At 70.2% G+C, this 13,660-nt stretch carries 14 protein-coding genes and 1 pseudogene; 13 read left to right on the top strand and 2 right to left on the bottom strand.

Annotated elements, in window-relative coordinates:
• Positions 1-27: 27 nt before the first annotated feature.
• Positions 28-165 (bottom strand): hypothetical protein, encoded by a 138-nt coding sequence (locus OG386_RS42800; protein ID WP_328792708.1) that lies wholly within the window; start codon positions 163-165, stop codon positions 28-30.
• 155 nt (positions 166-320) lie between these two features.
• Between OG386_RS42800 and OG386_RS42795 the strand changes: the two genes are divergently transcribed.
• From OG386_RS42795 to OG386_RS42785, 3 genes and pseudogenes are all read left to right on the top strand, one after another.
• A protein-coding gene (locus tag OG386_RS42795; protein ID WP_328793546.1) for an IS5 family transposase occupies positions 321-1,135 on the top strand; the annotation gives its coding sequence in 2 pieces (ribosomal slippage) (positions 321-663 and positions 663-1,135; 816 coding nt in all).
• A gap of 103 nt (positions 1,136-1,238) precedes the next feature.
• Entirely contained in the window at positions 1,239-1,649 is a 411-nt protein-coding gene (locus OG386_RS42790) for a RidA family protein (RefSeq protein WP_328792707.1), read from the top strand.
• Positions 1,650-1,735: 86 nt separating this feature from the next.
• Positions 1,736-2,110: pseudogene (locus OG386_RS42785) on the top strand (transposase); the annotation flags it as partial.
• A gap of 193 nt (positions 2,111-2,303) precedes the next feature.
• Here the strand turns inward: OG386_RS42785 and OG386_RS42780 are convergent.
• On the bottom strand, positions 2,304-2,729 hold the full coding sequence (locus OG386_RS42780; protein ID WP_328792706.1) for a MarR family winged helix-turn-helix transcriptional regulator: 426 nt from the start codon (positions 2,727-2,729) through the stop codon (positions 2,304-2,306).
• Between the two features lie 204 nt (positions 2,730-2,933).
• Between OG386_RS42780 and OG386_RS42775 the strand changes: the two genes are divergently transcribed.
• The 10 genes from OG386_RS42775 to OG386_RS42730 all read left to right on the top strand — a co-directional run bounded on the left by OG386_RS42775 (position 2,934) and on the right by OG386_RS42730 (position 13,050).
• Entirely contained in the window at positions 2,934-3,578 is a 645-nt protein-coding gene (locus OG386_RS42775; protein ID WP_328792705.1) for an MBL fold metallo-hydrolase, read from the top strand.
• A gap of 189 nt (positions 3,579-3,767) precedes the next feature.
• Complete coding sequence (locus OG386_RS42770; protein ID WP_328792704.1) at positions 3,768-4,469, top strand: hypothetical protein; 702 nt, start codon at positions 3,768-3,770, stop codon at positions 4,467-4,469.
• Between the two features lie 1,155 nt (positions 4,470-5,624).
• The gene (locus OG386_RS42765; RefSeq protein ID WP_328792703.1) at positions 5,625-6,575 is read left to right on the top strand and encodes a SagB/ThcOx family dehydrogenase; all 951 of its coding nucleotides are present in this window, start codon (positions 5,625-5,627) and stop codon (positions 6,573-6,575) included.
• A gap of 3 nt (positions 6,576-6,578) precedes the next feature.
• The gene (locus OG386_RS42760; RefSeq protein ID WP_328792702.1) at positions 6,579-7,667 is read left to right on the top strand and encodes a hypothetical protein; all 1,089 of its coding nucleotides are present in this window, start codon (positions 6,579-6,581) and stop codon (positions 7,665-7,667) included.
• Positions 7,664-9,028 (top strand): YcaO-like family protein, encoded by a 1,365-nt coding sequence (locus OG386_RS42755; RefSeq protein ID WP_328792701.1) that lies wholly within the window; start codon positions 7,664-7,666, stop codon positions 9,026-9,028. The genes OG386_RS42760 and OG386_RS42755 overlap by 4 nt, the downstream gene beginning before the upstream one ends.
• Positions 9,003-9,725 carry a CPBP family glutamic-type intramembrane protease gene (locus OG386_RS42750; protein WP_328792700.1) on the top strand — a complete coding sequence of 241 codons (723 nt, stop codon included), beginning with the start codon at positions 9,003-9,005 and terminating at the stop codon, positions 9,723-9,725. Before OG386_RS42755 ends, OG386_RS42750 begins: the two co-directional genes overlap by 26 nt.
• Entirely contained in the window at positions 9,722-10,483 is a 762-nt protein-coding gene (locus tag OG386_RS42745) for a CPBP family glutamic-type intramembrane protease (protein ID WP_328792699.1), read from the top strand. Before OG386_RS42750 ends, OG386_RS42745 begins: the two co-directional genes overlap by 4 nt.
• The gene (locus OG386_RS42740; RefSeq protein ID WP_328792698.1) at positions 10,480-11,490 is read left to right on the top strand and encodes an ABC transporter ATP-binding protein; all 1,011 of its coding nucleotides are present in this window, start codon (positions 10,480-10,482) and stop codon (positions 11,488-11,490) included. The genes OG386_RS42745 and OG386_RS42740 overlap by 4 nt, the downstream gene beginning before the upstream one ends.
• A 1-nt stretch (position 11,491) precedes the next feature.
• Positions 11,492-12,241 carry an ABC transporter permease gene (locus OG386_RS42735; RefSeq protein WP_328792697.1) on the top strand — a complete coding sequence of 250 codons (750 nt, stop codon included), beginning with the start codon at positions 11,492-11,494 and terminating at the stop codon, positions 12,239-12,241.
• Between the two features lie 2 nt (positions 12,242-12,243).
• The gene (locus OG386_RS42730; RefSeq protein WP_328792696.1) at positions 12,244-13,050 is read left to right on the top strand and encodes a class I SAM-dependent methyltransferase; all 807 of its coding nucleotides are present in this window, start codon (positions 12,244-12,246) and stop codon (positions 13,048-13,050) included.
• The last annotated feature ends 610 nt before the right edge of the window (positions 13,051-13,660 follow it).

Below are 13,660 nucleotides of genomic sequence, written 5' to 3'. Positions count from 1 at the left end.
CGGCCCCAGGGCACGAGTTCGCCGTCGTCACCGTGGTCCGCCGGGACCTTGGTGGCCTGCGGCCTTGATCGACTGCGCGTCGATGATCGCGGCCGTCGGCTGAGCGGAGCGTCCCGCGCGGCGGCGGACCTCCTTCGCCAGCTCGGCGTGGATCGCGGTGAACACGTCCTGGCGCGCCCAGCGGCGGAAGAAGTCGAAGACCTTGCGCGGCGGTCGGAAAGGCCTGATGAGACCCAGTAGCCCATACTCGAACCACCGCGCCCATCATCACCAGGCTCTTAGAGCGTGTCCTACATGGCTTGTTGGGCGTTGTGGTGGGCATGGGGAGTGGGCGGTGGGGATGGATCGTTCCGGATGGATTGTGGGAGATAGTGCGGCCGTTGTTGCCGCCGACGCGGGTTCGGCCGCAGGGCGGTGGGATGGCGAACATCGATGATGAGGCGGTCTTTGCCGCGATCATCTACGTGCTGGTCAGCGGATGTGCCTGGCGGGCACTGCCGCCCTGCTTCGGGGCGTCGAAGTTGACTGTGCACCGCCGGTTTGTCATCTGGTCCAGAGCCGGGGTCTGGGGGCGGCTTCACCAGAAGGTCCTCCAGCTCCTGGACGAGCAAGGGCTGGTCGACCTCGCCCGTGTGGTCCTCGACTCCGCCCACGTCCGCGCTAAAAAGGGGGCGAATTCACAGGTCCGAGTCCCGTGGACCGGGGCAAGCCAGGTTCCAAGATGCACGTCCTGTCGGATGCGGGCGGACTGCCCCTACACGTCGGCCTCTCCGCTGCGAACACCCACGACAGCCTCGGACTGAAGCCGATGCTGTCCCATTTCCACATGGGACACGAATCCCACGCAGCCGATTCCAAGCCGACACGACCCCACGCAGACAAGGCCTACGACATCCCCCACCTGCGGCAATGGCTCTGGGGCAAGCACATCGGGGTCCGCATCGCCCGCAAGGGCATCGAATCCAGCGAACGATTGGGCCGCCGCCGCTGGGTGATCGAGCGGACGATGTCCTGGCTGACCGGCTACCGCCGGCTCAACCACCGCTACGAACGCCATCCCCGCAACTACCTGGCCTTCCTCGGCCTGGCCGCAGCCATCTGCTGCTACAAACGCTTCCTCAACCTCACCATGTAGGACACGGTCTTAGCTTGTTCTCTAACCTTCTGGATGCTGTGAGTGTTGCTCGGTGGAACAAAATGCGATGCGCACCGGCAGTAAGCCGGTCAAACTCGCGTGCATGACTGCGAAGATCACTCGTATCAACCCCGATCAGCTGCATGAGACGCCCGGCTATCACCACATCACCGTGGTGGAGAGCGGTCGTATGGCCTACTTGGCGGGGCAGTGCCCTCTCGATCGGACTGGTTCCCTCGTCGGTTCCGGATCGCTTGAGGTGCAAGTCGACCAGGTTGTCGTAAACGCACTCGCTGCCTTGGCTGCGGTTGATGCCGAGCCGAAACATGTGGTGCGCTCGGTGATCTATGTGCGGAGCGATGACAGAGACGTTCTGGGCGTCGCTTGGCGTCGGCTCACCGACTCAGCTCTCGGGCCGGCGTTCACCACCGCCAGCACGCTGTTGGGTGTTGCGCAACTCGGCTTCACGGGGCAGCTCATTGAAGTGGACCTCACCGTGGCGCTGCCCGACTGAGCCTCTTCGTCTCCAGGTATCGAGCATCGTCTCGAACGGGGTGGCTCGCCTGTGGATTCACCGAACGTGGGAGTGGCCTTTCGTCTGATCATGTGCTGCGACCAGGACGGGCGGTGAAGGCTGCAGTGGATCTGACGCCGCTGCCGGAGCACCGCCGCGGGCACGGAGCGATGTACGACGGCCTCGATCCCGGCCGGATCGACGCCGGCCGGCTGCGGACGGTGCTCGCCGGCCTGCCGCTCCCGCGGTTCCCCGACGGCCGGCTTGTCCTGGCCGTGGACGTCTCGCCCTGGCTGCGGTCAGATGCGCCGTGCTCGCCGGAACGGCTGTTCTGCCACGTCTACGGCCGCGCGAGGACTGCCTCGCAGTTCATCCCCGGCTGACCGCACTCGTTCGTCACGGTGCTGGAAACGGGTGCCACGCCCTGGACCGCGATCCTGGACGCAGCCCACCGGGCACCATTCCAACTACACCGAAGTCCTGGCCTTCAGGTGGCGGTGCGCGGCAAGCACGAAGTCTCCCGGCGACCGACGATCTTCGCCGAAGTCATCCGTACGCGACCAACATGGGCATCTCGGCCATCACGCACACCAGACTCGTGACCTGCAACTTCACAATGCACAGCGCTCGATGACCCAAACGACAGCCCCTGGGCTACTTGCCATTCAAGTGTGTGGTCAGGCGTGACAGCAGAGGCAGCGCCGCCTCAAGCGTCTTTCGTTCATCGGAACTGAGGACATCATTGATCGCGGTGCCGAGCCAGTCCGCGCGCCTTCGGCGCTCTTCGGCCAGACGGCCGCTTCCCGTCGGCGTGAGGTGGAGCAACAGCTTGCGCCCGTCGCTGGGGTGCGCCTCGGCATGCACAAGCCCCTGGGCCAGGAGTTCTTTGACCGCCTTGGCGGCCGACTGGTGACTGACTCCCCGCTGTTGTGCGATATCGGCAGTGGTCAGCGGGCCGCTGCGGTCCAGGTAGCCCAGGACGGCGGCCTCGCCGGACGGCATCTCGTCGGCAGCGCGCACAGTGCGAACGAGCCGTCCGATGGTCAGGCGAAGTTCTTCAGCCAGCTGATTCTCGTCCACGATGCCAGCTTACCCACATCCATCAACCAAACTGTACACCTTGACTCCATTGTTTGCTTTGGCGCTACAGGAGCGCCACCGTCCCCGCCGCAGCGAGGGGCGGGGCGCCGGAGTCAAGCCGTAGTCGACGTTCGCGGCGCAATATCTACAACCACACTGTACAGTCTGGTTGCAGATATCCGGTTGGCTCGGAAAGGACCCGCTGTGAAGCTCACCAAGCACGCCCACGCCTGCGTCACGCTCGAGAAGGACGGCACCCGCCTGGTCATCGACCCCGGCACCTTCACCCCGAACGCGGCAGAGGCCGTCACCCAGGCTCACGCCGTCCTGATCACCCACGAACACTTCGACCACTTCGACGAAAAGCTCGTCGCCGCCGCTCTCGAAGCCCAGCCCGGGCTGCAGGTATACGGCACAGCCATGGTCGCAGCCACCCTCGGCAGCCACGATGGCCGCGTCCACGCCGTCGCCGCGGGCGACACCTTCAGCATCGGTTCCATCACCGCCACCGTCCACGGCCACCGCCACGCGCTGATCCACGCCGACATCCCGTGCCCCGACAACGTCGGCTACCTCCTCGACGACGGAGCCGTCTACCACCCCGGCGACGCCTACTTCGCGCCCGACGCTCCCGTACGCACCCTCCTGCTGCCGACCAGCGGCCCATGGACAAAGCTCGGCGAAGCCGCCGACTACGTCCGCGCCGTCAAGCCCGAGCGCATCATCCAGATCCACGAGTTCATGCTCAGCGACCTCGGCCAGCGCTCCACCGCCAATCTCCTCGGCGAGAAGGGCCTGACCGGCACCCCGATCGACCGCCTCGAGCCCGGCACCACCGTCCCGCTGTAGGAGCTCGTTCCCAACGGATGCGGAGCCAGCGGAAGCCGTGGAGCCAGGCGATGGTCCGTTCGCACTCCGTGTTTACGGTCCGCACGCCGATGGCTGGGGCGGGTGGGCCCACCTCCTGAAACGGGCACTGTTCGGCTGGGGAGCTGGGAAATATTGCGATCTCTGGGATTGGGTCCGGAGGCCGAGGCCGTGTACCGCGCGAAGCTGGCCGATGCGACGGAGGGCTTCGCGGACCTGTGCGTACGGCTCGGTCTCACCGGGGCACAGGCACGGGAAGTCCTGGACCGGCTCGTCGACCTCGATCTGCTGCGGCCGTCGCGGGACACTCCGGGCACGCTGCGCGCGGTCAGCACCGAGTTGGGGCTCGCACTGCTGCTTCGCCGCCAGGGAGAGGATCTGGCCCGGCGCCATGAGGAGCTGACTAGGCCCAAGGCGGCCGCTGGGCAAGGCATCTCCGAGTTCGCGGAGCTTCAGCCGAACCCAGAGGTCGACGACACGGGGCGACTGGTGGGCATGGACGCCATCCAGAACCGGCTCGAGGGGCTCGCTCACGGGTCGACCAAGGAGTGCCTCGCGATCCTGCCGGGTGGCGCCCTGTCACAGGCCAGCCTGGAGGCCTCGCGGGCACTCGACCGGCAGGCTCAGCGCCCGCAACGATCCCGCGACCCCCGGCTACGCCCGCTGGCTGACCGAACAGGGCGGTCACGTGCGCACCAGCCCGGTGCGGCCCTCGTAGTGCGGCAGTCCCCCGCCGGCGTGAACCCGGACGACCGGGCCGACCTCACGACGTGCCGCTTCTGCTCACGGCTCTGGGACACCGAGGAGCTCGCCAGCTACTTCAACGAGCCCGACGAGAAAGAGCCCACCGCCAGGCAGCCGGGCTGGTCATGACGCGGCGGGACTGCCTATCACCGCCGGCCGGACTTGGGGCCGTAGGCGCAGGGCCTCGGCGTCCCGCTTGCCGCGCAGAGCGGCCAGCTCACTGTTCAGCTCCTTCCAGCCCGCAGTCGGCTACTCCGCAGCCGACCGTATGAAACGAAGCCGAGCCGGACGGGGCAGAGGTCCCGCGGCTGCGGTTAGGCCACTCCCGAATGCCTCGGGAGGATCTGCCTCCCAGCCTGGTCCCGGGCGCGGGCGCGGGCGGGTTCCCGTCCGGCTTCCGGCTGCCGAAGGCGAGCCCTGGACCCCGCGCGTGCGGTTCGAACCGCCGGTCGGTCTGCGGTAGGGCGGGACCCCGGCCTTCGGCCGCGGCTCAGCTCGCATTCGGCTGCCACCAGAGCGTCCATCCGGGCCCACGTCGTCTCATCCAAGGCGGGGGGACCTTCAGCCACTCGCCTGCGCGGGTGGCCCAGGCCCGGGGCAGGGATTCGTCGCATGCCTGCCGCAGTCCTCCGCCTCGCCCGCCAACGCATCAGCGTCCTGTTCGCCATGCTCCGAGACGGCACCTCCGACGCATCTCGCCCCCCACCAGCACCCTCGTTGCATGAGCACCCCGACCAACCCCCAACCCGGCCCCACGTCCTTGACGAAGGACACGGAGACACCCGGACGCCGAGCCCGAACGCTCGATCTCTACCGTCTCCCTCGCAGCACGTCCGCACATGTTTCAAGGGCGTTGAGCACAAGCCGTCGCCAGCACATGGTGGGAGTCAACTGCATTTCAAATTGGGCCAGTTGAGGCATCGCGCGACCTCTTCTCGCTGTCCGTGGAGGCTGCTACGCTCCAGGCGGCCAGCGGTCCGGGCCCTTGTCCTTCGCACCCTCGATTGGAGGTGAAGGAAACAATGTTGAGCTTCTCCGGCCAGGTCGGCAGCACCGCCACCGGCGGTGCGTTCGTCCAGGTGGCTCCAGGAGCCAGCACCACCTGTGGTGGCGGGAACTGCTGCTGCAGCTCGTGCTGCAGCTGGTAGCCGCCAGTGTCGAGCGGAGTCACCGGCTCCGCTCGACGTCCACACTTCCTCAGCGCGGACTGTCCTCCGACAAGTCGTCGGTGCACGAGCCGCATCGCGCACAGCCGTCGCACGCCCCGTCGAGGGAAAGGCCGAGATGTCACTGAAGGACTCGCAGGAAGCCGTCTCCGACCACCTGGACCACAACAGCCATCTGGCGACGGTGGCGGCCTTCGGTCAGCAACACACCTCCGTATCGATGTACAGCGCGACGACGGTGGTGCGGGCTCCGGAGTCGGTGGTGCGCGGCCGATGGAGTCCAGTCGTGCACGGCTTCCTGGGTGAGGAGCTGCTGCTCAACCACCGCCGCAGCGGTCGGGATCTCGGGATGCAGTTGGGTGTATCGAGGTTCTACGGCCACGACGCCGTGCTCTCCACCGCGCACAGCGACCTCGCGGAGCGGACGGACGGGGCGATCGCCCTGCCCCCGCACCGGCGGCTGCGCAGCGGTCTGACGGACACGGTCGGCACCCGGCGCAGCGGTCGGGGGTTCTCGGGGAAGCCGGTGTCGCTGGAGGAGTTGGCCACGGTGCTGTGGCACGCGCAAGGGGTGTCGGGCAGCCTGCCGGTGCCGACGGCCCGGGACGGCGATGCCGCCGTGGCGTTGCGCAACGCGCCCTCGGGCGGCGGGTTGTACCCGGTCCGGCTGGCGGTGCTCGCCCAGCACGTGAAGGGCCTGGCCCCGGGCGCGTACGAGTACCAGCCGCACGGCCACACCCTCTTCCCGTACCCGCCGACATCGCGGCCGGTCGAGTTGAGCCGGCAGCTACCGACGGCGGACATGGAGGTCGACAAGGCCGCCCTGGCCCTGGTGTACGTCTACGACCTGTACGGCAACTCGCAGAAGTACGGGGACAGCGGGTTGGTGTTCGCGCTGATCGAAGTCGGTGGCATCTCGCAGAACGTGCACCTGGCCCGGACCTCGCTGGGCCTGATCGGCTGCGACCAGGGCGGGTACGACAAGCAGGCGCTGGAACGGACACTCGGTTGCGACGGCACGTCGCGCCACGTGGTGCACCTGACGCTCCTGGGACACGGAGAGGCCTGAGCCATGACCCTTTCGCCCTCCGATTCGAGAATCGTCCTGGCAACCTCGGTCCGGCTCCTCGCGGTGGAGCCGGGGGTCATCCGACTTCGCTGGGGGATCTGGAACTTCTCCGAGGTCAACGTCGACCTGCGGGCGGAATCGCCCGCGGTCCTGTCCGCGATGACCGGACTGTTCGAGACGCTGGCGGCGGGAAAGGCGGCCGACGGGACGTTCGCGGACGCCGTGGGCCTGACGCCGGTCGAGCGGGCCAACCTGCAGCTGGCGGTCACCGAGCTGCGGCAGGCCGGGTTCCTCGCGTACGACCGCGCGTCCGAGCGTGGCGGGGACATGGCCCGGGCGCTGCTCGGCAATCTGGACCTGTACGGCGCCGGCGAGTCGGCCGAGGCGACGGTCGCGTTCGCGGCGGACTCGCCCAGCGCCGCCGCGTACGTGGCCGGCCAGGCCGAGGCCCTGGGCCTGCCGCTGGAGCTGCTGCCGTCGGACTTCCTTGACGGGCTGCGCGGCGCCGACCTGACCTCCGGGATGGGGGGCTTGGCCGCGGCGGACGCGCTGAAGCGGCTGAGCGCCGGCGTGGAGCACTGCGACTCGCTGGTGGTCCACCTCGGGCAGGCCTCGATCCTGGCGCTGCGCGCTCTCAACCGCCTCGCCTGTCACCTGGAGAAGCCGGTGGTGGTCGGTCTGGTCGACGGCCCGTTCGCGACCGTCGTGGGTGCGGACAGTCCGCGTACCGGCTGTCTGGAGTGTTTCGAACAGCGCTCGCTGTCCCGGCTGGAGGACCACATCGGCTACCACAGCATGGTCGGGGCCACGGCACCCGGCGGCACGGGACGGGCGAGCGGCGTGGAGTCGCTGATCTGCGCCCACCTGGTGAACGAGGCGGTGCTGCTGCGCTCGCTCGGCACGTCGCGCTTCCTGGGTCGGGCGCTGAGCATCTACCTGCCGACGTACGAGATCCAGGCGCAGGACGTGCTGCGGATCGGGACCTGCCCGGCCTGCGGGCACGTCGCCCGGGACGTCGTACGGGAGATCAACTTCAGCAGCCGGGTGATCGTCGACCGGCACGTGCGCGAGGCGCTCGGAGGGGGCCGATGAGCGGCATCCCTATCCTGGGCCACCCCGGGATGGGCGAGGCGCTCGCCCGGTACGGGCGGATCGGCGGCAACCAGGGCGGGATCCTGCCCGGCATGCTGGTCTCGGTCGCCGCGGTGGAGGGCGAGCCGTACCTGCGCTCGGCCACGGCAGCGATGCCGCAGTACCACCGGCTGGCGCTGGACGACCCGCACATGCAGATGCAGTACCACCTGGCCGGCTACGGCTCGACCCACGAGGAGGCGGTGACCCGGCTCACCGGCGAGGCGGTGGAGCGCTACGCGGCGATCATGGCGATGCCGTTGTTCGCGGAGCGCGTCGAGTACGCGTCCTACCGTTCGCTGTCCTCCCGGCACCGGTGCCTGCCGCCGGAGCTGCTGGGCGTCTTCGACGCCGAACAGCAGCGGCAGGTCGCCCGGATGATGCACCGGTACTCGCCGGAGCTGCCGACCGAGGACGACGTGATCGCGTGGATCGCCTGCCCGTCGCTCACCCGGCCCGGCGAGGAGGTGTACCTGCCTGCGCAGCTGGTCTTCCTCGGCTTCCGAAGCGACCCGGGCGCGGCCGACAAACTGTTCACCCCTTCGTTCTCGACCGGGACCGCGGCCCATGTGTCGCTCGACAAGGCGCTGCTCGGCGCACTCGTCGAGGCCGTGCAGATCGACGCCTTCATCCTCAATTGGTACACCGGGGCCAAGGCTCCGCTGATCGACCTGGACGCGGACGGCCGCGAGCTGCTCGCAGCGGCGGGGCTTGCCCCGGACGGGCCGTACGAGGTACGGGCGAGCCTGCTGACTCGGCCGGAGCTGCCGTTGCCGAACATCGGGGTGACCCTGGTGCGCCAGGACGGGAAGCTGCCCTACATCGCGTTCGGGCTGCAGGCAGACCCGGACCCTCGACGGGCGCTGCTGCGCGGTGCGGCGGAGGCGACCGCGATCCTCGGGATCGGCATGTTCAGTACGGTCTTCGACCTGCCCAACGTGCACTTCGCGCAGACGAGTTCGGCCTACACCGACCTGGACACCAACGTGCTGTGGTTCGCCGCCCCCGGGGAGGCGGAGCGCAAGCTCACCGCGGTGGAGAGCCGCGTGGACGGGCGGATCGGCTTCGCCGCGCTGCCGAGCTACGCGGACGGCGACACGGCGGCGATCCGTCGGCTGCTGGCGGACCTGGCGGGCGTCAGCGAGTTCGCGGGCTACCTGGACTTCACTCCGCCGGAGCTGGCCGACACCCCGTGGCGCGTCGTCCGGGCCGTCGTGCCGGAGCTGCTGAGCATGTGCCTGCCCGGGTTCCCCCCGAAGGGCCATCCCCGGATGCGAGAGCATGGGGGTGTGACCCATGTGGTCCCACACCCGCTCCCTTGAGCTACTGGTACTGGTGGCCACCGTCGCGCCCGCCGAACTGATCCGCGTCGCGACGGCGTTCGGCCCCGCGGCGAAGGCGGGTGCGGACCGGGGGGGCCGGGTCGCCCGCCGCGGGCTGCTGGGCGCCCCGGCCGCCTACCTGTTGGTGACCGCGGTGGCCCTCGCCGTCGCGGCCGACGGCGGTTTCGTCCCGGAAGCGCTGACCGGCTGGCGGACCGGCGCGCTCTGGCTGTCGGCCGCTGCGATGGTCGGCGCGGCGCTGGTCGGCGCGGAGTTCGCACTCGGCGCGGTGCCCCGGCTGCTGGACGGAACGGGCCGGCCACGGCTCGCGGTGCACCGGGGCGGCGGCGTGGTGGGCGGCGGGTACGCGGCGGCCGTTCTGGCCACCGCGGTCGCCGAGGAGTTGCTCTACCGGGGCCTGTGGATCGGTGTCCTGCACGAGCGCCTCCGCCTGCCGGTCGGTGTCGCGGTCGTGACGGCCGCCGTGGCGTACGCGGTGGGGCACCTGTTCTTCGGCGGGCTCGCGGTGGCGCAGAAGACGCTGTCCGGAACGGTCTTCGGGCTGCTCATGGTGGTGTCGGGCAGCCTGGCGGTGCCACTGGTGGCGCACCTCGCCCAGAACGTAGTGGTCTTCGCGCTGGCCGTCCGTCAGGAGCACGCCGCCCGGCCGGCCGGTGGACGGGAGGTGGCCGGATGAGCGTGCCCGCCTTCACCGCGCTCACCACCGCCGTGGTCTCCGCCTGGCTGGCCCTGTACCGGCTGCCATTCAACGATCCGGCACGCCGGCGACGGACGGCACTGTGGCTCGCCGGCCGGACGGGACTGCGCCCGGAGGCGGCCTTCGCTGTGTTCGGCACCGTCGTGTACCTGGTGCTGGGCTCGCTGGCCCTGGCGGTGCTGCTCGCGCCCACACCGCTCGCGTTCCACCAGGTGTTCGACCTCCCCGAGCCCGGGACGGCGCTCGCCCTGCTCCTGGCGGTCCTCGGCACCTCCAGCGCCACCATCCTCTGCGTGTCGCTGCTCTACCGGGTCGTCCCGCGGGCGGACGTCCCCGGCGAAATCGCCCGCATCCAGTGGATCGCCTCGATCCTCGCGCTGCCCCGGCACTACCGGTGGATCGTCCCGGCGGCCGCGGCCCTGTTCGAAGAAGTGCTCTTCCGCGGGGTGATCCTGCTGGGGCTCGGGGCACTGGGAAGCGGCCCTGCCTTCGCCCTGGCGTTCAGCACCTGCCTGTTCGCGGCCGGTCAGATCGCCTTGGTCTCCACCCGTACCCAGGCGTACGTGCTGGGCACCTCCAGCCTCGTCCTCGGCGCGGTCGGCGGCTTACTGACCGCCGCCACGGGCGGGATACTGCCGGCCCTCGTTCTGCACATGTCGTTCGCCGGCTTCTACACCAACCTCGGCGCCTCCCCGACCCCAGGAGCGCGCACGGCCCCCGGGAGGCTCAGCCTGTGACCACCAACCAGCCATCCGCCGAACCGGCGACGGCCGCGTCACAGCCGACGCCCGGCCCCGGGCACGGCGCCGTCGTCCACGCAGACCGGCTGACCGTCGCCTACGGCACGTTCGTCGCCGTCCGCAACGTCTCGTTCCGGATCCTCCCCGGGGAGGTGTTCGGGCTCGTCGGACCGAACGGGGCGGGCAAGACCTCGATCGTCGAGGCGGTCGGCGGCCTGCGGCCCGTACGCGGCGGCGCGGTCACGGTCTGTGGCCACGACCCCCGCCGCGACCGCGCCGCGGTCACCCGGCTGCTCGGTATGCAGCTCCAGGAATCCCAGTTCCCCAGCCGGGCCCGGGTCGGTGAGCTGTGCGACCTCTACGAGGCGATCTACCGGGCACCCGGCTCCGCAGCAGCGCTGCTGGAAGCCTTCGGCCTCGCCGAGCGCCGCCGCAGCCTGATCGCCGACCTCTCCGGCGGCATGCGCCAGCGGCTGGCCCTGGCCCTCGCCCAGATCGGCGACGTCCGCCTGGTCATCCTCGATGAACTCACCACCGGCCTCGACCCGCACCAGCGCCGGGAGACGTGGCGCTCGGTCCTCGACCTCGCCGCCCGCGGCGTCGCGGTGCTGCTCACCTCGCACGCGATGGACGAGGTCGAGGCGCTTTGCGGCCGGGTGGGCGTGCTGCGCTCCGGGGAGCTGGTCGCGCTCGACGCGCCGGCGCGGCTGACCGAGGCGCACGCGGGCCCATCCACCTTCGTGGTTGACCTCGGAGACCCGAGCACGGGCACCAGCCGGCCCGCCGGGATCGAGGAGCGGCTTGGCGGCCTCGGGCTGACCCGGCTGTCCGGCGCGCCGGACCGGTGGGAGTTCGCCGGTAGCTACCCCGCCGACTACGACCGCATCGTGGGTCTGCTCGCGCGGTCCGGACTCCCGCCGTCGGCTGTGAGCCGTCGTACCCCGACGTTCGAGGACGCCTACCTGAGGCTGGTCGGCGCCTCCGCCGCGAAGGAAGGGGCCTGAGATGGCAACGCTGTGGCCGATAGTGCGGTTCGAGTGGCGTCGGACGAGGCGGAACTTCGCCCCGGTCTTCTTCGCCCTCGCCTTCCCGGTGCTGATGCTCTGCATGTTCGGCGGGATCTACGGCAACGAACCGTCCGAGCAGTTCGACGGTCGCGGGACGGTGGACATGTCGGTTCCCGCCTACCTGGTCCTGGTGGTCGCCGTCACCGGGCTGATGAGCTTTCCCCTCGGCCTCGCCGAGTACCGGGACCGCAAGGTCCTCAAGCGCTTCCGCGCGACGCCGGTCGACGCGTCCGCCTTCCTCATCGCCCAGGGGCTGGTCAACCTCGCACTGAGTCTGCTCGGCGCCCTGCTCCTGGTCGCCGCCGGGTACCTGTTCTTCGACCTCAACCTGCCGGCCTCCCCCGCGGCGGCCGCTGCGACGGCCGGGGCCCTGGTCCTCTCCGCCCTCGCGATGTACGCGCTCGGGGGTGTGGTGGCCGCGGTCGCACGGTCCGAGCGGGCAGCGGTGGCCATCGCCAACCTGGTCTACTTCCCCATGATCTTCCTGTCGGGGGCGACCATCCCCCTGCAGATATTCCCCGACGCCATGAAGACCATCGCCGCCGCGCTGCCCGCGACCTACGCAGTCGAGCTGCTCCAGCACGCCTGGCTGGACGGCGCCACCGACGTCGCCCTCGACCTGGGCGTCCTGGCCGGCGTGGTCGTCCTGGGCACGGCGACGGCCTCGCGCCTGTTCCGGTGGGAGTAGCGGTGCCGGCCGCCCACCCTCCGCTCGCCGAACAGGTCCCCGCCACCGCGTACCTCACCGCGCTCGCCCGGGCTCGCGCGACGGCCGATCCGGACGGCGTGCTGCGCGACCCCTACGCCGACCGCTTCGCCCGCCGCTGCCCGAACTCCATCGCGCGCGTCACCCGACACACCGCGGGAACGTCCGTCGTCATCGCCCGCACCCTCGCGGTCGACCGCCTGCTGTCAGAGCTGCTGCCGGCCGAGTCCTGGGACGTCTGCGTCAACCTCGGCGCCGGGTTCGACGCCCGTACCCACCGCCTGGATTGGCCCGGCTCCTGTCGGGTGGTCGAGATCGACTGTGCCCCCGTCCTCGACCTCAAGGACCGCCTGCTGCCCGTCGCGACGGCGCCCGTCCCGGTGGAACGAGTCCGCTGCGACCTACGCGAACCCGCCGCCCTCGCCAAGCTCCTGCAGCCCCGCACGACGGGTCGCAGAACCCTCTTCGTGGCTGAGGGGCTGCTCGCCTACCTCACCGCGGGCCAGGTCCGTGCCCTGGCCGGGGCGGCGGGCGAAGCGGCCGGCGCCGGCAGCGCATGGATCTGCGACGTCCTCTCCCCGGCTTCCGCACGCACCCTCACCGTCGCCGCCCGCGCCGCCGGAACGGCCCTGACCATGCACGGCCTCACCGACCTCGCCGCCTTCGAGGAGGCCGGCTGGCACTGCGAACGCCTCGAACTCCTGCCCACGGCACGGCCACCCATCGGCCCCACCGGCGCGGGCGAACAACTGCCCGACGGTGTGCTGCGGCTGAGGAGGGTCGCTTCCTAAGGGTTGTGCCACGAGGCAATCGGGTCCTGAGCGCAGGCTCCTGCGAGCTCGACCCGGGAGGATTTCTGAAGCTGCTTCGTCAGGAAGTCCCCAGCAGCTGACTGCCCCCTTCCTGCATCCCGTTCTCCCGCCGCATACCGACCAGCCGTTCCGCCAAGTCATGGTCGTCCTTCGGACCGGGTGAACTCCTAGCACGCGCGGGCGCACCGGCAACCCGGGACGGAGCAAAGCAGCCCTATTCCGGGCCGGGTCAGTTTCCGAACTTGTGGTGGATGTGCCGTGGGGCTGGACGGTGCAGAGGTCCAGGGAAACCAACAGGGCCGATGTTGGGGAGCTCGTCATCACCAGTCCTGCGTAATCAAGAGCATGACCACGGCCTTTGAGCGGGTCGTCCCGAGCCCGGTGGCGACCATCTCGGCGGACACGCCGCCGTAGCCCAGTGCGCCAGCCGCCTCCCGACCCACCCGGCCGAACCACACGGCTCCCCCTCTCGGCGGGGCTGGAGCAGTGCCGACCCTCGCACTGCTCGCCCTCCTCTTCGGCTCCCGCCTCCCGTGACCTGCGACGCCCGGCGGGCCAGCCCGGCGGCGCGGCACGTGCAGCCGGAGGG

This window comes from Streptomyces sp. NBC_00273 (assembly GCF_036178145.1).
Taxonomy (GTDB): Bacteria; Actinomycetota; Actinomycetes; order Streptomycetales; family Streptomycetaceae; genus Streptomyces.
This window is presented reverse-complemented; position numbering and strand designations above follow the sequence as displayed.